Source organism: Sciscionella marina DSM 45152 (assembly GCF_000379465.1).
In the GTDB taxonomy this organism is placed as follows: domain Bacteria; phylum Actinomycetota; class Actinomycetes; order Mycobacteriales; family Pseudonocardiaceae; genus Sciscionella; species Sciscionella marina.
This window is the reverse complement of the sequence record NZ_KB905436.1, coordinates 18887-40108: the sequence shown is the minus strand read 5'-3', so window position 1 is coordinate 40108 and position 21222 is coordinate 18887. Positions and strand designations below refer to the sequence as shown.

Annotated in this window: 25 protein-coding genes; 17 read left to right on the top strand and 8 right to left on the bottom strand. The window is 68.5% G+C overall.

The window, feature by feature from the left end:
- Window positions 1-57: 57 nt before the first annotated feature.
- Window positions 58-348, top strand: coding sequence for a chorismate mutase (locus tag A37U_RS47125; RefSeq protein ID WP_020501545.1), 291 nt, complete (start codon window positions 58-60; stop codon window positions 346-348).
- Window positions 349-396: 48 nt separating this feature from the next.
- Window positions 397-939 (top strand): TetR/AcrR family transcriptional regulator, encoded by a 543-nt coding sequence (locus A37U_RS0136180; protein WP_020501544.1) that lies wholly within the window; start codon window positions 397-399, stop codon window positions 937-939.
- A gap of 15 nt (window positions 940-954) precedes the next feature.
- Here the strand turns inward: A37U_RS0136180 and A37U_RS0136175 are convergent, their stop codons facing one another.
- Window positions 955-1323: an ArsC/Spx/MgsR family protein gene (locus A37U_RS0136175; protein ID WP_020501543.1), complete on the bottom strand. Its 369-nt coding sequence runs from the start codon at window positions 1321-1323 to the stop codon at window positions 955-957.
- 239 nt (window positions 1324-1562) lie between these two features.
- On the opposite strand from A37U_RS0136175, the gene A37U_RS48865 reads away from it, so the two are divergent.
- Together A37U_RS48865 and A37U_RS0136165 are read left to right on the top strand one after the other, a co-directional pair.
- A complete protein-coding gene (locus A37U_RS48865; protein ID WP_020501542.1) occupies window positions 1563-2321 on the top strand; it encodes an esterase/lipase family protein in 759 nt (252 codons plus the stop codon).
- Window positions 2322-2336: 15 nt separating this feature from the next.
- Entirely contained in the window at window positions 2337-2714 is a 378-nt protein-coding gene (locus A37U_RS0136165; RefSeq protein ID WP_020501541.1) for a hypothetical protein, read from the top strand.
- An 11-nt stretch (window positions 2715-2725) separates the two neighbouring features.
- Here A37U_RS0136165 and A37U_RS47115 read toward each other — a convergent pair whose 3' ends face one another.
- The 3 genes from A37U_RS47115 to A37U_RS0136150 are packed head-to-tail and all read right to left on the bottom strand — an operon-like array spanning window position 2726 to window position 6113.
- Complete coding sequence (locus A37U_RS47115) at window positions 2726-3457, bottom strand: copper homeostasis protein CutC (protein WP_020501540.1); 732 nt, start codon at window positions 3455-3457, stop codon at window positions 2726-2728.
- Window positions 3454-4932 carry a M81 family metallopeptidase gene (locus tag A37U_RS0136155; RefSeq protein WP_020501539.1) on the bottom strand — a complete coding sequence of 493 codons (1479 nt, stop codon included), beginning with the start codon at window positions 4930-4932 and terminating at the stop codon, window positions 3454-3456. Before A37U_RS0136155 ends, A37U_RS47115 begins: the two co-directional genes overlap by 4 nt.
- Window positions 4929-6113, bottom strand: a complete 1185-nt coding sequence (locus A37U_RS0136150) for an ROK family transcriptional regulator (RefSeq protein WP_020501538.1) — start codon at window positions 6111-6113, stop codon at window positions 4929-4931. Before A37U_RS0136150 ends, A37U_RS0136155 begins: the two co-directional genes overlap by 4 nt.
- A gap of 338 nt (window positions 6114-6451) precedes the next feature.
- On the opposite strand from A37U_RS0136150, the gene A37U_RS0136145 reads away from it, so the two are divergent.
- Genes A37U_RS0136145 through A37U_RS0136125 form a run of 5 tightly spaced genes read left to right on the top strand, consistent with a single transcriptional unit; the run spans window position 6452 to window position 12546 of the window.
- Window positions 6452-8146, top strand: a complete 1695-nt coding sequence (locus tag A37U_RS0136145; protein ID WP_020501537.1) for a peptide ABC transporter substrate-binding protein — start codon at window positions 6452-6454, stop codon at window positions 8144-8146.
- Between the two features lie 5 nt (window positions 8147-8151).
- Window positions 8152-9105: an ABC transporter permease gene (locus A37U_RS0136140; protein WP_020501536.1), complete on the top strand. Its 954-nt coding sequence runs from the start codon at window positions 8152-8154 to the stop codon at window positions 9103-9105.
- Window positions 9102-9971 carry an ABC transporter permease gene (locus A37U_RS0136135; RefSeq protein ID WP_020501535.1) on the top strand — a complete coding sequence of 290 codons (870 nt, stop codon included), beginning with the start codon at window positions 9102-9104 and terminating at the stop codon, window positions 9969-9971. Before A37U_RS0136140 ends, A37U_RS0136135 begins: the two co-directional genes overlap by 4 nt.
- The gene (locus A37U_RS0136130) at window positions 9968-11590 is read left to right on the top strand and encodes a dipeptide ABC transporter ATP-binding protein (RefSeq protein ID WP_020501534.1); all 1623 of its coding nucleotides are present in this window, start codon (window positions 9968-9970) and stop codon (window positions 11588-11590) included. Before A37U_RS0136135 ends, A37U_RS0136130 begins: the two co-directional genes overlap by 4 nt.
- On the top strand, window positions 11587-12546 hold the full coding sequence (locus A37U_RS0136125) for an ROK family protein (RefSeq protein WP_020501533.1): 960 nt from the start codon (window positions 11587-11589) through the stop codon (window positions 12544-12546). The genes A37U_RS0136130 and A37U_RS0136125 overlap by 4 nt, the downstream gene beginning before the upstream one ends.
- Here the strand turns inward: A37U_RS0136125 and A37U_RS0136120 are convergent.
- Window positions 12543-13454, bottom strand: coding sequence for a LysR family transcriptional regulator (locus A37U_RS0136120; RefSeq protein WP_020501532.1), 912 nt, complete (start codon window positions 13452-13454; stop codon window positions 12543-12545). The two genes, A37U_RS0136125 and A37U_RS0136120, sit on opposite strands and share 4 nt — an antisense overlap.
- Before the next feature lie 71 nt (window positions 13455-13525).
- On the opposite strand from A37U_RS0136120, the gene A37U_RS0136115 reads away from it, so the two are divergent.
- The 4 genes from A37U_RS0136115 to A37U_RS0136100 are packed head-to-tail and all read left to right on the top strand — an operon-like array spanning window position 13526 to window position 16061.
- Window positions 13526-13903, top strand: a complete 378-nt coding sequence (locus tag A37U_RS0136115; protein ID WP_020501531.1) for a hypothetical protein — start codon at window positions 13526-13528, stop codon at window positions 13901-13903.
- The gene (locus tag A37U_RS52300; RefSeq protein WP_157183256.1) at window positions 13869-14033 is read left to right on the top strand and encodes a hypothetical protein; all 165 of its coding nucleotides are present in this window, start codon (window positions 13869-13871) and stop codon (window positions 14031-14033) included. The genes A37U_RS0136115 and A37U_RS52300 overlap by 35 nt, the downstream gene beginning before the upstream one ends.
- A 37-nt stretch (window positions 14034-14070) precedes the next feature.
- The gene (locus A37U_RS0136105; RefSeq protein WP_020501529.1) at window positions 14071-15228 is read left to right on the top strand and encodes a glycosyltransferase; all 1158 of its coding nucleotides are present in this window, start codon (window positions 14071-14073) and stop codon (window positions 15226-15228) included.
- A complete protein-coding gene (locus A37U_RS0136100) occupies window positions 15219-16061 on the top strand; it encodes an alpha/beta fold hydrolase (protein ID WP_020501528.1) in 843 nt (280 codons plus the stop codon). The genes A37U_RS0136105 and A37U_RS0136100 overlap by 10 nt, the downstream gene beginning before the upstream one ends.
- Here the strand turns inward: A37U_RS0136100 and A37U_RS0136095 are convergent.
- On the bottom strand, window positions 16037-16660 hold the full coding sequence (locus A37U_RS0136095; protein ID WP_020501527.1) for a TetR/AcrR family transcriptional regulator: 624 nt from the start codon (window positions 16658-16660) through the stop codon (window positions 16037-16039). The two genes, A37U_RS0136100 and A37U_RS0136095, sit on opposite strands and share 25 nt — an antisense overlap.
- Window positions 16661-16859: 199 nt before the next feature.
- On the opposite strand from A37U_RS0136095, the gene A37U_RS47110 reads away from it, so the two are divergent.
- Entirely contained in the window at window positions 16860-17609 is a 750-nt protein-coding gene (locus A37U_RS47110; RefSeq protein ID WP_338055156.1) for an alcohol dehydrogenase catalytic domain-containing protein, read from the top strand.
- The gene (locus tag A37U_RS54735; protein WP_338055161.1) at window positions 17510-17737 is read left to right on the top strand and encodes a zinc-binding dehydrogenase; all 228 of its coding nucleotides are present in this window, start codon (window positions 17510-17512) and stop codon (window positions 17735-17737) included. The genes A37U_RS47110 and A37U_RS54735 overlap by 100 nt, the downstream gene beginning before the upstream one ends.
- A gap of 33 nt (window positions 17738-17770) precedes the next feature.
- Here the strand turns inward: A37U_RS54735 and A37U_RS0136085 are convergent, their stop codons facing one another.
- Window positions 17771-18451, bottom strand: coding sequence for a response regulator (locus A37U_RS0136085; RefSeq protein WP_020501525.1), 681 nt, complete (start codon window positions 18449-18451; stop codon window positions 17771-17773).
- Complete coding sequence (locus tag A37U_RS47105; protein ID WP_157183255.1) at window positions 18448-19596, bottom strand: sensor histidine kinase; 1149 nt, start codon at window positions 19594-19596, stop codon at window positions 18448-18450. Before A37U_RS47105 ends, A37U_RS0136085 begins: the two co-directional genes overlap by 4 nt.
- 197 nt (window positions 19597-19793) lie before the next feature.
- Here A37U_RS47105 and A37U_RS0136075 point away from each other — a divergent pair, with 197 nt between their 5' ends.
- Window positions 19794-20453 (top strand): DedA family protein, encoded by a 660-nt coding sequence (locus A37U_RS0136075; protein ID WP_020501523.1) that lies wholly within the window; start codon window positions 19794-19796, stop codon window positions 20451-20453.
- Between the two features lie 16 nt (window positions 20454-20469).
- On the top strand, window positions 20470-21207 hold the full coding sequence (locus A37U_RS47100; protein WP_020501522.1) for a hypothetical protein: 738 nt from the start codon (window positions 20470-20472) through the stop codon (window positions 21205-21207).
- Window positions 21208-21222: the final 15 nt, after the last annotated feature.

Sequence of the window (21222 nt, the reverse complement as noted above, 5' to 3'; positions counted from 1 at the left end):
AATAGTAAGCACTATGCAAGTGCCGATCGCCGATATCGCGCGGTAATATCGGCCGTCATGCAGGCGTGCTATCTGGACGAACTCGAAGCATTACGCCGAGAACTGGATGAACTGGACACGTCGATCGTCGATCTGCTGGCCAAGCGGTTCGAGGTCACCGGCAGGGTCGGCGTGCTCAAACGGGACGCGGATGTGGCGGCCGTGGACCACGAGCGGGAACGCGAAATGTTCGCGCGGCTACGGGATCGCGCACGAGACAAGGGCATCAGCCCGGAACTCGTGGAATCGCTGTACCGGCTCATCGTGTCCGAGGTCGTGGTGGGACACCGCAGGGCGCGCGAAGGCTGAGCTCGGGTACCGGAACCGTGCCGGGGCGGCGATGACTACCGTGACACCATGAGCCGCAGGCGAGCCCAGGTCCTCGATGCCGCGCTCGCCGTGATCGGCACGGCGGGGGTCCGTGGCCTCACCTATCAGGCGATCGATGCGCGTGCGGGGGTTCCCGCGGGGACCACGTCGAACTGGTTCCGCAACCGGGCCGCGCTGCTGCAGGGGGTGCTCGCCCAGCAGCTCGACCGGGATCGCACCGAGTGGGAACGGTTCACCGAACGGCCTCCGGCGAGTGTCAGTGAAGCGGCGGGCACCCTTGCCGCACTGGCGAACCGGCTCAGCGGCGAGGGCGCGGAACGCACGCTGGCCCGATATGCGCTTTTTCTCGAGGCGACGACGCACCCGGAGCTCACCGGGCTGCTGCGTGAGGGACGCGCGGCGATCCTCGACTGGGGCGAAACCTGGCTCGCCGGCCTCGATCTTCCCGATCCGCGGGAGCGTTACCGGCGACTGATCGGTCACCTGGACGGAATCGTGTTGCACCGGCTCACTTTTCCCGGTGAACCGTTCGATCCGGAACCGGGCTTCCGTGCGATCCTCACGGCATAGCGGGGTGTTCCGTGCTCAGCCCCGGGTGTGCTGGCCGAGGGTGCGCTGTACCGCCGCCGACCTGCCGAGGACCGTCCTGCCATCGTCCGCGGTGATGATCGGCCGCTGGATCAGGATCGGATGCGCGGCGAGCGCTTCGAGCCAGCGGTCCCGCTCGGCAGGGGTGCGGTTCCACTGTTCGAGCCCCAGTTCACCGGCGACCGCTTCCGCGGTGCGGGCGATGTCCCACGGTTCCAGGCCGAGCCGGTCGAGCGCCGCGGCCAGTTCGGTGGTCGTCGGGCGGGGTTCCAGGTAGTGCCGCACCGTGTAGTCCCCTCCCGCCACGTCGAGCTGTTCGAGCGCCGAGGCGCACTTCGAGCATTCCGGGTTGATCCAGATCTCCATGGCAATCACCGGGGTTCTCGCACGGTCGGTGGGCGCACCGATTCTAGGGAGCACCGATTCTAGGGCTCGCCGGTTTCCGGGCGTTGCGCACCGGATGCCGAAAATGTCCTGCAGAGTTTTCTCTGCAGAACATTCTTTGTAGCCCCTCGGGATCGGTGCAGGGCGGCCGGAGCGGCTGTTCGGTCGTTTCCTGAATGAGCACACCCACTCACAATGAGTGCGGCCGAGGAGGTGAGGCGATGGCGCGGCGCAGGGGCAGAGGCTGGCTGTTGCTCGGCGTGATACTGGTCATCGCGGTCCTGATCGTCATCGGCATCCGCAACAACCGCTCCGGCCAACCGTCCCCGGGTGGGCCGGAGGCGACTGCCCCGGAGCACCGAGCGACGCCGGTAGTGCTGGTACCCGGCTTCGCCGAACCGGACGGCGCATTCGACCCGATGCGCAAACGGCTGTCCGAACGCGGGATTCCGAGCCAAGTGGTCCGGTTCGGGATGGGCAATCTCGGAGCGAACAACACCGCCAACGCCGGCACGGTCAAGAAGAAGGTGGACGAGATCGTCGGCAAGGGCCGTGGCCGGGTGGACATCGTCGCGCACAGCATGGGCGGTCAGTCGGCGCGCTACTTCATCGAACGGCTCGGCGGCGGGGACCGGGTGCGCAACTACATCTCGGTCGGCACCCCGCAGCAGGGCGCCGATCCGAACGATCCGTCGTTCGCCTACTGCAAACCGTTCCCCGATATCGATGTGTGCGCGAGCAGCAGGTTCGTCCGCGCGCTCAACGCCGAACCACCACCGCATGGGGTCGACTACTGGACCGTGCACGACACCGGCGATTTCCCCTCGACGGCCCTGCCGATGCCCGGACCGCACTGCGACATCACCACGCACGGCATCGGGCACGGGCAGCAGCCCGGTTCCCCGAGTATCAGCGCGCTGGTGTTGCGCATACTCTCCGCGCACGGACGATGTAGCGGAATCGGAAAGCAGCTCGGCTAGCGGGGAGGGCCCGGGATGGACGAGCTGAACAGGCGCACCCTGCTGCGCGGTACCGCGATGGCGGGCGTCGCGGTGCCCATGGCGGCGAGCCAGGCGAACGCGGCGGCACCGAAGAACACCGAACCGAATACCGAACCACCGAAGGGCGGCGGAGCACCGAACGGCGACTGGACACCCGAGCGCGCGGACCGGGAGCGGGTGCTCGCCGCCGGGTTCACCGAACGGAAGGCCGACGCCTGGTTGCTGCTCAACCGGGCCGGTGCCGCCCTGCGCGCCCTGCCCCGGCTGCATCCCAGCGATGAGACCGAGCTTCCGCAGGACATTCACGCGCTGCAGAACCGGCTCATGTTCCGCCCCGCCTACCGGACCTATCGCAGCATCGCGCCCCAGTAGGTCCGGTCCGGTCAGCGCAGGACGGCGCGCAGTTCGGCGGCCGTGTCGGCGTCCAGCTCGTAGCGGTCCGCACCGTCCGGGGCGAGCGCGAAACCGACCCGTGTCCCGGTATCGGCCATGACCGGTGGGCGCGGCCTGCGCGGGGCGGCGTGCAGCTGGGTGACCCCGGTACGTTCGGCGATCGCGCGCGCGTTGTGCGTGCGGACACCGCCGCAGGCGAGGATCTGCATCGCGGTTCCCGCTTGGTCGACGAAGGCGGCGATCCGCTCGGCACCGTCCTCGGCCCGGTCGGCTCCGCCGGAGGTGAGCACCCGGGTGACGCCGAGTTCGGCAAGGCCGTCCAGGGCGCGATGCGGTTCGGCGCAGACGTCGATGGCTCGGTGGAAGGTGAACTCGCTGCCCTGGGCGGCGGCGTGCAGGGCGGCAAGGGCGGCGCGGTCGAGGTGGCCGTCCGCGTGGAGCACGCCGGTGACGATCCCGTCCGCCCCGGCCTCCACACAGGCGGCGATGTCCTCGGCCATGGCGTCGATTTCCGCTGCCGTGTAGACGAATTCCCCGCCACGTGGCCGGACGAGCACGTGCACGCCCGCGTTCCGGCAGGCGCGGACGGCCGCGCGGACGGTGCCGATGCTCGGGGTGAGCCCGCCCTCGCTGCCCGCCGCGCACAGCTCGACGCGGTCAGCGCCGATCGCGTCGGCGGCGCGCGCACAGGGCAGGGAGTCGACCGAGAGTTCGAGGATCACAGCAGCTCCGGGTCGAGTGCGGGTTCGGGCATGGACTCATCGAAGGGAAACATCGGCCGCTCGATGGCGCGGTGCCCGAGCCGGAGCAGATCCTGATCCACCCCGCCCTTGGTGAGCGCGAGCATCCAGTCGGCGGCCATCGCGTAGAGCTCCGGTTCCAGATAACCGATCTTGACCACGACCAGATCGGCCGAGCGCGGGTCCAGGCCGAGCGCGGTGAAATCGGATTCGAGGTGATACGGCTTGCGCCGGGCGGTGACGATCACTCGCAGCCCGCGATCGGCGAACGCCACGGCGGTCCCGGCGACAGGGTCGTGCGCATCGATCGCGGCCACCCGCGCGGTCATGCGCACCGGGGGATGGATGGTGTCGATCCGGCCGCCGATCTCCACGGTGACCGTCTCGCCGACCCCGGCGGCCACCGCGGCGGCAACCGTGTCCGGGTCGGTGATCGCCGCGTAGATCGTCCCGTTCGGACTGTCCACAACGGACGGTGTGTCCAGCAGGGTGGCCAGGGTCGCGGAGACATCCCCCGCACCGCCCGCGGTCGGATTGTCCCCCGAATCGCTGATGAAGTACGGCCGCGCGGTGGATACCGCGGCCGTCTCCAGGCAGTGTTCGAGGCTGTCGGCAGGGGCCACGAAAGCGAAATCGGCGCGCGCCTGCCAGTAGGCTCCGGCCAGCTGCCTGGCCTGCTCGGTGATCACGGTCTCGTCGTCCCCGGTCACGATCACCGAGGCCTGGCAGCGTGGTTCGTCGGCCCAGGCGTAGCCGACGAGCAGCGCGGCGTCGAGTACCCCGGGCAGCTGCTCGATCTCGTCGATGCGGGCGTAGACGCTCTTGGCCGGTTCGATGCGGGTACTGGTCTTCTCCCCGGGCAACAGCACCGGAACCTGGGTCCAGCTCATCAGCGGTTTACCGCCATCGGCGAGCCGGTCGAGCAGATTGCGCACCGCCCGCTCGCGAGTCTGCCAGGCATCGGTGTGCGGGGCCTTGCGGTAGGCGGTGAGCAGATCGAGCGCGCTCGCGAGCCGCCGGGAGACGTTGCCGTGCAGGTCCATCGAGGCGGAGACCAGTACCTCGGAACCGATCACCGCGCGGATGCGCTCGATGAGGTCGGCCTCCACATCGGTGCGGCCTACCACGCTCATCGCGCCGTGGATGTCGAAGAACAGCCCGTCGAGCGGGCCCGTTTCGCGCAGTCCGGCCAGGATCTCCCCGGCGAGCGCCTCATAGGTCTCCGGGGTGACCGCGCCGCCGGGCAGTGAGGTCGCGCGCAGGATCGGCACCCATTCGGCACGGGTGCGCAGCCCGTCCTCCCTGCCGAGGAAGGGATAGCGGTCCAGCAGTTCCGCGCCGCGTTGCGTCAGGAAATCGTCCATCGTGGCGCGGTGCGGGGAGAAGGTGCTCGACTCGATCGCGATCCCGGCGATCGCGATCCTGGGGCGATTGGTTCGGGACAGTTCGGTGGTCATACGTCTGCTTTCTGATCGGGTTCGGTTCGGGAGTCGGCCAGTTTCGCGAGCCGTTCGTCGAGCACCGTGTCGAGTACGAGCAGTCCGGCACCGAACAGCCCGGCGTCGGCCCCGGTCCGCACTCGGGAGATCTCCAGGTTGCGGGTACTCAGCGGGAGACAGCGGTCGTAGAGCCCGGCGCGGACCGCGGCCACATAAGCCTCCGAAGTGGACAGTGCGCCACCGAGCAGCACCGCGTCCGGGTTGAAGAAGTTCACGATGGTGGCGAGCACCTCGCCGAGCAGGGCACCCGCCGCGCGGACCGTGGTGATCACCTCGGGTTCGGCGTTCTCCGCGGCGAGCACCACATCCGAGGTGGACTCGACATCCATTCCCTTGGCGCGCAACTGTTCCACCAGTGCCGCGCCACTGGCCACCGCGGCGAAACAGCCCCGGATCCCGCAGCTGCACGGCATATCGGCACCCGCCGCGACGCGCATATGGCTGATATCGCCCGAGGCGTTGTCATTTCCCCGGTACAGCGCGCCGCCCACGATGACCCCGGAACCGATCCCGCTCCCCGCCTTGACCACGACGAGGTTTTCCTTGCCGCGGTTGGTGACCCGCGCCTCGCCGATCGCCATGAGGTTCGCGTCGTTGTCCACCACGACCGGGCAGCCGAAGGTGCGCCGCAGCGCGTGTGCCGCGTCGAATCCGCGCCAGCCGGGCATCCTGGACGGGAGGGTGACCGCGCCATCCTGGACCGGGCCGGGCAATCCGATCCCGGCACCGAGCAGGACCCCGCTCGGGCGCACGGTGTCCAGCATCGTGCGCACCGCATCGTGCAGCGCGTCGAGTGTCGCTTGTGGACTCTCCCCGGCGCCGAGCGGAATCTCCTCGGAGTGCAGCAACTGACCGCCGATGTCCAGCACTCCGATCCTGGTGTGTGCCCCGCCGAGATCGGCCATGCACACGTGTCCGGCCTCGGCGGCCACGGCGAGTGTGCGCGGCCGCCGGCCGCCCTGGGAACGCCCGTGCCCGGCCTCGGTGAGCACTCCGGCGCGTAGCAGATCCTGTACCCGCAGCGAGACCGTGGACTGTGCGACGCCGAGTGCCGTGGCGAGTTCGGTGCGTGAACTGGCCGCTCCGCTCGCGACGAGCTGGAGGACTCGTGCCGCCGAGGGGGATTCGCTGTCGACCACGCGACTTCCTTCGATCTTGGTTGAAGTAGGAATTATGTTGTTATTTTCACGTGACTATCTCTGATCGGTTTCGCGTGCTTCAATCATCGCCGTCTCAACAAGCGCAGACTCTACCAAGAAGAGCGGAAGTAAGCCGACACGGAAAGGCGATGTTCCTTGATAAACAAGAGTGTCGGCTTACTGGAGGTCGGATTGGTGTCCACTAGCACAGCAGCCGATGAATGGCGGATCTATCTATGTGGCGAAGGCGTCGGGTGGCGGTGTTACTCGCCGTTGCCCTTGTAGTACTGAGCGCGTGCGGAGTTTCCCCGCGCCAGCACGGTGGCGGCGGTGATCACATGGTCGCCGGCGGGTCGGTGAGTTTCGCGCTGCCGCCTTCGGCCACGCCGAACTGGATTCTGCCGATCGGGGTCTCCGGATACGGAGCCACCTACAACAGTGCGATCCGGAACACGCTCTATCCGCCGCTCTACCTGTTCGACAAGACCTCGAACGGCACACTCGGCATGGACGAGAAGGCGAGCGCGGCGCAGCCACCGGTCTACTCTCCGGACGGGCGCACCGTCTCGATCACCCTGCGAAACCTCACCTGGTCCGACGGGAAGCCGGTCACCGCGCGGGATGTGGAGTTCTTCTACAACCTCGTCAAAGCTGGCAAGAAGCAGTGGTCGATCTACTCCGAAGGGCGGATCCCGGACAATGTTACCGGATTCGAGACCACCGGGCAGCGCTCGTTCCGGCTGCACCTGGACAAGAAGTACAACCAGGACTGGTTCACCGCGAACCAACTCTCCCGGCTCATTCCGATGCCGCAGGCGGTTTGGGACAAAACCAGCGACAACGGCCCGGTCGGTGATTTCGACCGCAATCCGAAAACCGCGGAGAAGGTCTTCGACTACCTGGTCGGCCAGGGAAAACAACTCGGAAAGTTCAGCACCAACCCGCTGTTCAAGGTGGTCGACGGGCCGTTCGCCATTCAGGATTTCTCCACCCGCGGTCAGGTCACATTGCGCAGGAATCCGCACTACACCGGGCCCGATCCGGCACATCTGGACACGGTGCGCTTCCAGACGTTCACCAGTTCGGCCGCGGAATACAATGTGTTACTCGCGGGTGGGGTCGACTACGGTTATGTGCCGACATCCGATCTCGGTCAGCGCGCCAAACTGGAAGGGCTCGGGTACCGGATCACACCCTGGGACGGCTGGGCGGTCAGTTACATCCCCTACAACTTCAACAATCCGGCACTCGGCACGGTGTTCAAGCAACGTTATGTGCGCGAGGCGATCCAGCGTTCGGTGAACCAGGACGGGATCGCGGACGTGATCTGGCGTCAGGCGGCGACCAAGACCTACGGCCCGGTCCCGCAGGGCACCGCCTCGAAGTACCTTTCCCCGCGGCAGCAGCGCAATCCTTACCCCTTCGATCCGGCCAGGGCGAAGCGGCAGCTCGCACAGCACGGCTGGCGCACCGGGTCCGATGGGGTGGCCTACTGTGCGGACCCGCACGCCTGCGGTCCCGGAATCCAAAAGGGCACAAGGCTTTCGATGACCGTGCTCTCCGAATCGGGCTCGGACGAGACCACCGGGATGATCCAGGAGCTCAAGTCCTCGCTGTCGCGTATCGGGGTGGATCTGGAGATCAGCCAGCGCCCGTTGAACTCGGTGCTCGCCGCGACCGCCCAGTGCAAGCCCGCCGATCCCTCCTGTGGCTGGCAGCTGTCCTTCTTCGGTACCCAGGGCAGCTGGTACTACGACGCGGATCCGAGCGGGGAGCGGCTGTTCGGCACGAATGGGACCTCGAATCTCGGCAGCTACTCGAATCCGCACGCGGACGAGCTGATCGCCGAGACGAACGAGTCCGATGACCAGTTCGCGATGCGCGAGTACAGCGCGTTCCTGGCCGAGGATCTTCCGGTGATCTGGGTGCCGAACCCGGCCTATCAGGTCTCGGCGATCGATTCGGCCCTGCACGGGGTCACCCAGGATCCGCTCGCCGACCTGTATCCGCAGCGCTGGTACTGGACGAGGTGAGGGTGATGCTGCGCTACCTGACGCGGAGGCTCGTGTTCGCGATCCTCGTGGTCTTCCTGGTCACCGTGCTGACCTTCGTGCTGCTGCATCTGCTGCCCGGCGGCCCGGCGCGCGGGATCCTGGGCATGGAGGCGACGCCGGACCAGATCGCGCGGTTCAACCAGGAGAAGGGATTCGACCAGCCGCTGTACACCCAGTACTGGGACTATCTCGTCCGGTTGCTGCACGGCGATCTCGGTGACTCGTACACCAAAAACGAACCGGTGTCCGCACTGCTGGCGCAGCGGCTGCCGAAAACCCTGCTGCTGACCGTGATCTACACGCTGATCGGGATCATCATCGCGCTTCCGGCCGGGATCTGGCAGGCGGTGCGGCGCAACCGCGCGGCCGACCACATCCTGACCACGCTGAGCTTCCTGCTCTATGCGACGCCGGTGTTCTTCCTCTCGCTGCTGCTGATCATCCTGTTCTCCCAGGTGCTGCCGTGGTTCCCGGCACAGGCCGCGCAGGACGAGAGTCTCGGTTCGGTACTCGCCGATCCCGGCTCGCTCGTACTGCCGATCGTGGCGGGTGCGGCCGCGGTGGTCGCCGCGTTCAGCCGGTACATGCGATCGTCCACATTGGACAACCTGGCGCAGGACTATGTACGCACCGCGCGGGCCAAGGGCACCTCGGAGCGCCGGATCATCCTGCGGCACGTGTTCCGGAACTCGCTCACCTCCGTGGTTTCCATGCTCGGCTACTACATTCCGGTCATCTTCGGTGGTGCGCTGGTGATCGAGTCGATGTTCAACTATCCGGGGATCGGGCTGCTGTTCTGGTCCGCGGCCCAGGAACAGGACTATCCGGTGCTGCTCGGCGTGGTGCTGCTGATCGCCGTGGCCACGGTGGTCGGCTCGCTGCTCGCCGATCTCGCGCAGTTGTTCATCGATCCACGGGTGAGGACGGCGAAACGATGACCACCACAGAGACTCCGGAACGCGCCCGCAGCGGAGTGCTGCGCAGGCTGATCCGGCACCGGCTCGCGCTGACCGGCCTGGTGATCCTGGTGCTGATGCTGCTGTTCTCCTTCCTCGGCCCGCTGATCTACGGCACCGATCAGGTGCACACCGATCTGGGCGCGGTCCGGCTTCCCCCAGGGCCCGGGCATCCGCTCGGCACCGACGAGCTCGGCCACGATGTGCTCGGGCGGCTCATGGTCGCCGGCCGGGTCTCGCTGATCATCGGGGTGATCGCCGGGCTGATCGGGACCGCGATCGGTGCGGTGTGGGGCGCGGTCGCCGGATACAGCGGCGGCTGGCTGGACCTCGTGCTGATGCGCATCGTGGACACCGGGGTCGCGATTCCCGCGCTGTTCCTGCTCCTGGTGGCCGCGACCCTGGTCACGCCGAGTGTGGGCATCCTCGCCGTGCTGATCGGCGTGGTGTCCTGGCTGGTGCCCGCGCGGCTGATGCGCGCGGAGACGGTGACCATCGCCGAACGCGAGTACATCAAGGCGCTGCGGGCGATCGGGGGCAGCCGGACTCGTGCGGTGTTCCGGCACATCATCCCGAACGCGATCGGCACGGTGATGGTGAACGTGACCTTCCAGATCGCCGATGCAATCCTGCTGGTCGCCTACGTCAGCTTCCTCGGCCTCGGTGTCGCCCCACCGCAGACCGACTGGGGCGCCATGCTGAGCAAGGGCATAACCTACACCTATGACGGGGCCTGGTGGTTGATCGTGCCGCCGGGTATCGCGATCATCCTCGTCGTCGCCGCGTTCAACTTCATCGGCGATGGACTGCGGGACGCCTTCGAAGTGAGAAAGCGAGCGGCACAGTGAACGATGTTCTCAGGGTGCGCGACCTCGGGGTCCGGTTCGACACCGAGGCGGGCGAGGTCACCGCGCTGGACGGGCTGAGCTTCAGCCTGGGAGAGCGGGAGATCCTGGCCGTGGTCGGGGAATCCGGCTCGGGCAAGAGCACCATGGCCATGTCGGTGCTGCGGCTGCTCGGCGGCGCGGCCACGGTTTCCGGCTCGGTGGAACTCGAGGGCGAGGACGTGCTGGCGCTGCGCGGCGAGGAACTGCGCAGGGTGCGTGGCAAGCGGGCCGCGATGATCTTCCAGGAGCCGATGACCGCGCTGAACCCGCTGCAGCGGATCGGCGCGCAGATCGCCGAGGCGCTGCGCAATCACGACCCGGAACCCGAGCGGCTCACCCAGTACCGGGACCGAGTGCGGGAACTGCTCGAGCGGGTGGAGATCGACGATCCGGACCGGAGGATGCGCCAGTACCCGCATCAGCTCTCTGGAGGGCAGCGCCAGCGGGTGCTGATCGCGATGGCGATCGGCTGCGAACCGCGGCTGCTGATCGCCGATGAGCCCACCACGGCCCTCGACGTGACCGTGCAGGCCGGAATCCTGGACCTGTTGCGCCGCATCCGGGACGAGTCCGGGACCGCGATCCTGCTCATCACGCACAACATGGGTGTGGTCGCCGATATCGCCGACCGGATTCTCGTGCTGCGTGCGGGAAAACTGGTGGAACAGGCGAATTCCGCGCAGCTGTTCGCCGCCCCGGAGCAGGAGTACACCCGCGAACTGCTGGAGGCCGTTCCACTGCTCGGAGGGCGCGCCGAACCGTCCACTGTGGACGACAACGGCCCGGCGCTCGAACTGGAGCGGGTCACCGTGCGCTACGGCGGCGGGGTCAAGGCGGTGGACGAGGTCTCGCTGCGCGTCGGGCGCGGTGAACTGCTCGGCCTGGTCGGCGAATCCGGATCGGGGAAGTCCACGATCGGTGGTTGCGCGCTCGGCCTCGTCCGCCCGGAATCCGGTGCGGTGCGCCTGTTCGGCACCGATCCGAACCGCGCCAAGCGCCGCGAGGCACTGGAGCTGCGCCGCAGGATCGGGGTGGTGTTCCAGGATCCGGGCTCCTCGCTCGATCCGCGGATGACCATCGGACAGTGCATCGCCGAACCGCTGCTGGTGCACCGTGAGGGCACGAAATCCGGGCGTGCCAAGCGAATCGCCGAACTGCTGGACGCGGTGGAGCTCGGTGCGGGCGTGGCCGACCGGTTCCCGCACGAACTCTCCGGTGGCCAGCGCCAGCGGGTGAGCCTCGCGCGGGCACTCGTGCTCGGCCCGGATCTGCTCATCGCCGACGAACCGACCAGCGCGCTCGACGTCTCGGTGCAGGCCACGGTGCTCGCACTGCTTGCGCGGCTGCACCAGGAGCTCTTCTTCGGCTGCCTGTTCATCAGCCATGACCTCGCCGTGGTGGACAATGTCTGTGACCGGGTCGCGGTGCTCAACCGGGGCCGGGTCGTGGAGCAGGGCGAGCGCACCGAGGTGCTCGGGCACCCGAGCGAGGACTACACGCGCAGGCTCGTGCTCGCCTCACCGGTGCCCGATCCGGTCGCGCAGGCCGAACGCAGGCGCGCAAGGACAGGGGAAGCATGAACGAGCTTGCGAGTGAATCATCGGCACAGACCGAGCAGATCTGGGCCGGGGTGGACATCGGTGGCTCGAAGATCCTCGCGGTGTGTGTGGACGAGAACACGAACGTGCTCGCGCGCGCCCAGTCCCCGAGCCCCGCGGCGCACGGTGCCACGGCGATCCTGGACGCCGCCGCCGAAGCGGTGCGCGTGGTGCTCGCCCGCGCGGGCGGAACCTGCCGGGGCAGCAACTTCCAGGGAATCGGCGTCGGCGCGGCCGGGGTGATCGATCCCGAGGCCGGAACCGTGCTCGCGGCGAGTGGCTCGTTTCCCGGCTGGACGGGGACCAAGATCACCCCGGAGCTCGCCGCGCGGTGCGACGGGCTGCCCGTGGCCACCGACAACGATGTGAACATGTTGCTGCTCGGGGAGATCTTCGCCGGCGGGGACACTCCGGTGCGGCACGCGCTGGCCGTGGCGCTCGGTACCGGCGTCGGCGGCGCGCTGCTGGTGGACGGTGCACTGCTGCACGGCGGAGGTCCGGGCGCGGGCGAGATCGGGCACATCGGCCGGTTCGGTGATGCGCCGTGCACCTGCGGGCAGATCGGGCACCTGGAGTCCTACGCCTCGGGCCGGTCCATCGCGCGGCGCTACACCGAAGGCAGCGGGGAACAGGCGGACGCGGCCGAGGTCGCGGTGCGCGCCGGGGCGGGGGATCCGGTGGCCGTCCGGGTGTTCGCCGAAGCGGGAACCCATGTGGGCGCGGCGATCGCGGACGCGTGCGGGCTGCTCGGCATCGAGCTCGCGGTGCTCGGCGGCGGGGTCGCCGGTGCGTGGCCGTTGCTCGAACCCGCGATGAAGCGTTCACTTGCCGAACGTCCGCTGCTGACCGGGCGCTCCGTGGAGGTCCGGCCCGCGCGGCTCGGCGAGCTCGGCATCGCGGTCGGCGCCGCGCTGCACGCGCGATCGAAGTGCTCCTAGCGACGTGAGCGGCCCTCGCTGCGGAGCTCGCGCAGCAGTTCCTCGATGCCGGGATGGTTCACCGACGGCAGGCGCAGCACGGAGAGGATGCGCGAACCGAGTGTGAGAACCCCTTCGCTGACCCGGATGTTCGGGTTCGGGCGGGTGCCGAGGGTGAGCTCCGGGACGATCGTGGCGCCGAGCCCGTTCGCGACGAGGGAGAGCAGCGTCGGTGCGTTCGCGGCACCGATATCGCGTTCGTCGAGGGTGATCCCGTGCTCGCGGCTCAGCGTGCGCAGTTCGCGCTGGCTGGCCGGGTCGAGCGAGGAGGTGAACCACGGGCGGGCGAGCAGTTCGGCGGGTTCATCGCCGACCGGCCAGGAACGCGGCACCAGCACCCGGAGCGGGTCCTCGAACAGGCTGGTCTCCACCAGATCCGGTGCGCGGGCGGATTCCCCGGGCCCGGGCCGCTGGCTCAGCAGCAGATCGAGCCGCCCTTCACGCAGCGCCTCGATGCCCTCGGTCTCGGTGGTCTCCCAGATGCACACGTTCAGGCCGGGATTCGTGGTGGCCAGCCGCAGCACCACCGGGGCGAGCAGTTCGCTGAGCACCACCGAGAATCCGCCGATCCGCACCTGGGCCACGGGTTGCGCGCAGAACTCGCTGACCGTGGCGTCCACCGCGGCGAGCGTGTCCGCGAGCGTTTCGGCGTGGTCGGCGAGGGCGTGACCGGCCCTGGTGAACTCCACCGCGCGCCCACCACCGCGGCTGCCCCGATCGATCAGCGCGACCCCGGTCTCCGCCTCCAGCTTGGTCAGCTGCTGGGAAACCCCGGACGGGGTCAGGTGCAGCATCCGGGCCGCGGCGAGCACACCGCCGGCACGGCGCACTGCGCGCAAGATCAGCAGCCGCCGGGGATCCACAGTCATTCACTCAGAATACATACCAGTTCAAATCATTTCACTAACACTGAACTCCGTCCTGCGGTCATAGTGGACGAGTGCAGGACAGCCGAGAACTGCTCCACCAGGCCCGCGCCGCACTCGTGGCGCTCGCCGGGAAACCACCGGATGCGGTGCTGGACCGGGATGTGTGTCAGACCCTGTGCGCTTTGCGGGATGTGCTCGCGGCGCTCGGCCCGGTCGTGGACCGCCTCGCCGAAGGCCTGGAGCGCCCCGAACGGTTCGCCGCGGTGGACGGGCCATTCGCCCCGGACGCCCGGGAGGCCGCGGAGACCGCACGGATATGGTTGCAGCGCACCGGTTTCCTACTCGCGGCGGGCACGGCGCGGCCGATGGACAACGCGCTCATCGCGGCGGGCGGGCTGATCACCCGTCCCGGCGGTGATACCCAGGAACGTCGATGTTCCAGGCTATGACCCGGCGCTGGGCATCCGCACGGCGCTGTTCTTCGTGCTGCACCGTTCCGCCCGTGCCGCGCAGGCCGAGGAACGGCAGAGCAAAGAGGGCGCCGAGGAAGTGGAGCGCTGGCTGCGCGACCAGACCTGAGCGTTCCGCCGCGGGTGTGCCGTGACAGGCTCGCCGGGTGATCGCCTGGCTCGTGATCGGCGGGGTGAGCCTCGCCGCGTGGTTGTGGTTGCTGTTGTGCCGAGGGTTCTTCTGGCGTACCGACCAGCGGCTTCCTCAGGGCAGTGAGCCACGGCGCTGGCCCCCGGTCGCGATCGTGGTGCCCGCGAGGGACGAGGCCACCGTGCTTCCGGAGAGCCTGCCGAGCCTGCTCGCGCAGCGGTACCCGGGCCGTGCCGAGGTGATCCTGGTCGACGACGGCAGCACCGACGGCACCGGTGCGCTTGCCCGCCGGATGGCCGAGGAACACGGTGGACTGCCGTTGCGGGTTTGCACACCGGGCGAACCACCGCCCGGCTGGGCGGGCAAGTTGTGGGCGCTCGAACACGGTATCGCCGAGGCAGGGGAGAGGGACTATCTGCTGCTCACCGATGCGGATATCGCGCACCGCCCGGATTCGCTCGCCCGGCTGGTCGCCGCCGCGCAGGAGGGGCGGGATCTCGTCTCCCAGATGGCGCGGCTGCGCACCGATACCGGGTGGGAACGGCTGATCGTGCCCGCCTTCGTGTACTTCTTCGCGATGCTCTACCCGTTCCGCTGGGTCAACCGGATGTCCTCGCGGGTGGCCGCGGGCGCGGGCGGTTGCGTGCTCGTCCGCCGCACCGTGCTCGTCCAGGCCGGTGGGGTGGCCGCGATCCGGGGCGCGGTGATCGACGATGTGGCGCTCGCCCGGCTGATCAAGGGCGCCGGCGGGCGGATCTGGCTCGGCCTCGCCGAACGGGTGCGCAGTATCCGGCCCTATCCGCGGCTGGCCGATCTGTGGCAGATGATCGCCCGCAGTGCCTACACCCAGTTGCGTCATTCGCCGCTGCTGCTCGCGGGAACCGTGCTCGGGCTCGCGCTGATCTTCCTCGGCCCACCCGCGGCCACGATCGCCGGGGCGGTGCTCGGTGCGCCGCTGCCCGCCCTGCTCGGCGGCGCGGCCTGGCTGCTGCTGGCTGCCACCTTCGCGCCCATGCTCGCGTATTACCGGCAATCGCTGTGGATCGCCCCGCTGCTGCCTGCCGTCGCAGTGCTGTACACGCTGATGACCCTGGATTCCGCGCGACGGCACTATTCTGGGACCGGAGCGCGGTGGAAGGGCCGCAGCTACTCGGAAGGACGGACATGGAACTGACACGGCGATTCAGCTGGCGCGGGCGTACGGTCGCCTGGGAGAAACTGGGCACCGGAACTCCGCTCGTGCTCTGTCATGGCACCCCGTGGTCCGCATGGCTGTGGGCACCGTTCGCCCGCGCGCTCGCCGCGGAGTACGAGGTCTACCTCTGGGACATGCCCGGATACGGCAGTTCCTCGAAGGAACCGGAGCACGATGTGGACCTCGGCGTACAGGGCGAGGTGTTTGCCGCGCTGCTGGAACATTGGGAGCTGGAGCGCCCGCACGTGATCGCGCACGACTATGGGGACGCGGTTTCGCTGCGCACGCATCTGGTGCACGGCAGGGAATTCGCTTCGCTCGCCCTGGTCGATGTCGTCGCGCTGCGCCCCTGGGGGTCGGAGTTCTTCCGTCTGGTGGCCGAGAACGCGGACGTGTTCGCCGCGCAGCCCGGCACCGTCCACAGGGGAGCGATCGAGGCCTACATCGGGACGGCGAGCCATCGCGGGCTGACCGGGGAACACCTCCGTGCGCTCACCGATCCGTGGTGCACCGAGCAGGGAAAGCCCGCGTTCTACCGGCAGATCGCGCAGGCGGATCAGCGTTTCACCGATGAGATCGAGGACCGCTACGCCGGGATCACCATCCCGGTCACGATCGTCTGGGGCGCGGAGGACACCTGGATTCCGGTGGACCGGGCGCACCGGCTCGCCGAACGTATTCCCGGAGCGCGGGCGACGATCGTCGAGGGCGCGGGGCATCTGATCCAGCTCGACGCTCCCGTGGAGCTCGCGATCGCACTGCACCGCTGGCTCGGCTCGGTCAGCGGTCAACCGGCGCGGACGAAACTGTAGAGGCCCAGTGGCGCGGGCGGCGGTAGCGGTTCCCCGGAGCCGGTCTGGAAGGCCTGCATGAGATAGGCGACGAGCCGGTGTGAGGCCGCGATCGCCGCTTCGGGCTCCTCGGCGGTGAGGCCGCTGTTGGCCATGAGCAGCAGGGTGATGTCGGAGCGGGTGAACTCCGGGCGCAGCCGGCCGGATTCCTTGGCGCGGCGCATCAGTTCGTCCAGTATCTGCTCGGCGCGCACGCGTTGTTCCTCGAATTCGGTCGCGTTCGGGAAACTGGTCAGCAGGGCGGCGGTGAATCCGCGATCGGTGACCTGGGTCGCGCACACGTTCTCCAGTGCCTGGCGGAATCCGCGCCAGGGGTCGGGATCGGCGAGTGCCTGTTCCAGCTCCGCGCCGCATTCGGCGAGCTGTTCGTAGAAGACCTCGGTGACCAGTGCCTCGCGGGTGGGGAACCGCCGGTAGAGGGTGGCCGCGCCGACCCCGGCCCGCCGCGCGATGGCGGCCAGCGGTACGTCGAGCCCGCGCGCCGCGAACGCCTCGCTCGCGGCCTCGAGGATGCGGTCCCGATTGCGCTGCGCGTCGGCACGCAGCTCGTTCTCGGTCATCCGAGACTGCTGGGTCATCTGAGAGTGCTGGGTCATCTGAGAGTGCTGGGCGGGCATCTTCTCTCACCTCTGCGCTATGTGGATGGTGCCGTCCGGTTACGGCGTTAGCGTGATCGTAACGACCGATGGGAAGGGAAAGCGAATGCGCGCCGCACTGTACGACGAATACGGGACGCCGGATGTGCTCTAGGTGGGGAACGTGCCGAAACCCGGGGCCGGACCGGGGCAGGTCCTGGTACGGGTGGCCGCGATGAGCGTGAACGGCGGTGAGCTGCACGCGCGGTCGGGCCGGATCAAGATCCTCACCGGATTGTGGGAACGAGGGTTTCCGAAACGGACCAGGATCGACTTCACCGGAGAGATCACGGCGGTGGGATCGGGGGTTTCCGGGTTTGCCCCCGGGGATCGGGTATGGGGAGTGCTCGGCCGCACGATGGGCAGTGCCGCGGAATTCCTCGCCGTGCTCGCGAATCGCGTTGCCCATGCCCCGCGCGAGCTGGACCTGGTGCGCGCGGCCGCCCTGCCCGTCGGAACGACCGCGGTCACCGTGTTGCGGGACAAGGCGAAACTCCGCGCGGGGGAACGGTTGCTGGTACGTGGGGCCAGCGGTGGCGTCGGCAGTATCGCCGTGCAGCTGGGCGCGGCGCCCAGTGCGCGGGGGACCGGGCTGGCCGGGGCGTGCAACCTCGACCTCGTCCGGGAGCTGGGCGCCGCGGAAGCCGTCGACTACCGCAGGACCGGGGTGGCCGGGCTCGGCGAGTTCGACGTGGTCCTCGATACCGTCGGCACCGACCTGCGGGGTTCCCGGGTGGCCGGATGGTCGCGATCACGTTCGATACCGAGCGGCACCTGCCCTCGATCGGCTACATTCTGGGATCCACGGCGTTCGGCAAACGGCGGGTGCGGTTCTTCAGCGGCAACCCGTATCAGGCGGATCTGGCCGAACTGACCCGGCTCGCCGAGAACGGCATCATCGTGCCGGTGGTGGACCGGGTGCATCCGCTCGCCGATATCGCGAAGGCGCACCGCGGCCTGGAATCCGGTGGGGTACGCGGGAAAATCCTCGTCGAGGTCTGAAGTCACGCGGGGGCCGGCAGTTGTCGGCCGGGATCAGTGATCGTCGCCGGTGCCCGGGTGCGAGCTGTCCACGAGCCCGGCGTCGTAGGCGATGAGGGCCGCCTGAACCCGGTTGTCGGCATCGAGGCGGGTGAGGATGGTGCTGACGTGCGCTTTGACGGTTCCTTCGGCGAGATGGAGCCGGTCCGCGATCTGCGCGTTGGAGTGTCCGGCTGCCAGCAGGCCGAGCACGGCGCGTTCGCGGGCGGTGAGGGAATCCAGCGCAGAGCGGGCGGCCGCGGTCCTGGCGAGGCGGTGCGGCCCGAGGTGGGTGATCAGACGATGGGCGATAGGCGGGGACAGGTAACTCGCGCCCTCGGCGACGGCGTGCACTCCAGTGAGCAATTCGTGGGGATCGCCGGATTTCAGCAGGAATCCGTGTGCTCCCGCGCCGAGGGCCGCCAGTATGTTGGCTTCCTCGCCGAAGGTCGTGAGGATGACGACCGCGGTTTCCGGCACGGTGCGGGTGATCTCCGCCGTGGCGGCCAGCCCGTCGAGACCGGGCATGCGGATGTCGAGCAGGGCGACGTCGGGGCGCCGGTTCTGCGCGGCCTCGACGGCCTGATGCCCGTCCTCGCTTTCCGCGATCACCTCCAGCCGGGGATCGTGGGCCAGGATCGCGGCGATACCGGCGCGGATCATCGCCTCGTCGTCGGCGAGCAGGATGCTTATCACGTCCGCTCCTCCGCTGTCGTGTCATTCGCGGGAAGGTGGGCCGTCAGCGTGAATCCGCCCGCGGTGTGGCCCGCGTCCAGCCGCCCGCCGATCCCATGTATCCGCGCGGTCAGCGCGGAGAGGCCGTGTCCCGTCGACGAAGGGGCATGAGCTCGTGCACCGGGCGGGCCGTTGCGCACCTCGACGGTCAGGCTGGTCCTCCCGTGGTCGACGACGACGGTGACCGGCGCGCCCGGGGCGTGTTTGGCGGCATTGGTCAGGCCTTCTTGGACGACTCGGTGAACGGTGTCCGCGGTCGCGGCGCGCGGGGCAGGGCCGGTCGTGGTGAGGGTGATGCTCATGCCCGCGGCGCGTGCCCGGTCGACGAGACCGGTGATGGGTTCCGCGTCGCGCCCGCGGTCTTCCCCGGTGCGCAGCAGCGTGATCGATTCGGCGAGATGCTCGGTCGCCGTGGCGATTCCGGTCCGCAGTTCCGCGACCGCGGCGGCGACGGGAGGGGTGAGCCCCGGAGTCAACTGGAGCGCACCCGCGCGCAGTGCTATCAGGCTGAGTTCGTGGCCGAGCGAGTCGTGCATATCGGCGGCCAGGCGCGCCCGTTCACGCAACCGGCTCTGTTCGGCGATCATCTCTTGTTCGTGCTCGAGCTGGCGCACCCGCTCGGCGTTGGCCGTGACCAGGGCACGTTGTTGCGCGTAAGACCGGCCGGCCGCGAACGGCAGCATGGCGAACAAGACCGTGATGATCAGTGGGGAAAGCGCGGCGGCCGGGTCCATGGCGACCACCATCGCCACCAGTGCCGCGCTGAGCGCGGCGCCGAGGAACCAGGCGGGGGTGACCGGACGCGATCCACCGGTACTGGCCCGCCAGGCGAGGAAGGCGCACACCGCGGTCACCGTACACAACAGGCGTGGACCGCCGGTCTGTTCCGTGGCCAGGAGCAACACCGCGGCCAGCGCGGGGCCGGTGGCCAGCTGCCGCGCTCGCCGGGTCAGCAGTACGCCGCACGCGGTCGATACCGAAACGGCCGTCAGCGATGCCGTGGGGAGGGCGAATCCGGCGCGCGCCCAGAAGAGCTGTTCGATCAGCACGGCCCCGGCTGCCAACAATGCCAGCGCAATGTCGAACACCACCCGTGCGCGTCTCACCGGTTCATCGTGCCACAGGAGCAGCGGTTCCACGGTAGACAGCAAGGTCCATGGGGCCGTGCCACGTGGTTCAGCGCCGATGGGCACCTCGTACCCCTGACTTTCGGGGTGGATGGCCACTTCCTTTCGGCTGATGTGCCGCGGCACATCAGCCGCCTAGCCTGGGGCACTTCCGGACCGGTCGAAAGGACACTGCCGTGGTCGAGCAGCTGTTGCAGGCGATCCCGCCGGTGGCGGTTTATGTCATCGTCGGGGTGATCATCATGATCGAAAGCCTCGGAATCCCCATTCCGGGCGAGATCACGCTGGTTTCTGCGGCGCTGCTGTCCTCCCGTCACGAGCTGGCGGTATCCCCGCTGTGGATAGCGATATGCGGCAGCGCAGGGGCGATCATCGGGGATTCGATCGGATTCGCGATCGGGCATCGGTACGGCGGAACGCTTTTCGGCTGGCTGGGACGGAAATTCCCGAGACATTTCGGGCCGAAGCACGTGGCCTTCGCTGAGCGGATCTTCACCAAATACGGTGTGTGGGCGGTGTTCTTCGGCCGTTTCATCCTGGTTCTGCGTATCTTCGCCGGTCCGTTGGCCGGGTCGTTGCGGATGCCCTACCTGCGTTTTCTCGCCGCCAATGCCCTCGGCGGAATCGTCTGGGCGAGCGGAACGGCATATCTGCTCTATTACGTGGGAATGGTGGCCGAGACGTGGCTGTCCCGGTTCTCCTATCTCGGACTGATTCTCGTGGTGCTCAGCGGGCTGGCGATCGGACTGTTCGTCAAGCACCGGATGGGAAAGCTGGTCGAGCGGGAAAACGTATCCGGGAACGATCGGTCGACCGGACCTCTCAACCGCGACTAGTACAGGAAGCAGGCGAATGGGAATCGTCTTGTCTCGGCCCGCACGACTGATCGGCGGTGTGGCGCTGCTGATCGCCCCGCTGGTCTGGTTCACCGGGTTGTTGTTGCGTTATCTGGTCCCCTATGCCGCCGGATTCGGCGATGCCCGATTGGCCTGGTTCGATCGGCAGACCTTCGCATTCCCCAAGGAGCTGGCCGCGTATGCCGCCGATCCGGGATTCGTGGTCGCGGCGTTCGCGGTGTTCGCTCTCGCCGCATTGCTGCTGATGCCCGCCGTGAACGCGCTCGGCCGCCCGATCGCCTCGCGGTCGGGGTGGGTGGCGTGGTTCGCGGTGCTCGGTGTGGCGATGATGATGTTCAGCTTCGCCGCCCGCTTCTACCGTGCCGGGGTGGATCACACCGCATTCATGCTCGTGCGCGCCCAGGGGCTGGATGCGGCGACGAACACCATCGCGCAGCACTACGTCGACATCTCGTACGGTCCATGGAATCTGGCTACCCTGGCGCATTTCCTGCAGTACCCCGGAGCGCTGCTGCTCGGCCTCGCCGCCTGGAACACCGGGATTCTCGGCACGGCGCGGGTGTTGTTGTGGTTCTACACCTGGACCATCTGGGGTGGGGTGCTCAAGGAGAGCGAGGTGGCGGACCTGGTCGGGGCAGGCACGCTCTGCGTTGTCCTGATACCGCTGGGAGTGCGGTTCCTGCGGGACCGGGTGCCGGTGGCCGGGTCACGGTCGAGCTGGCTGAGCTGGTGAACGGCGCCGGTGCAC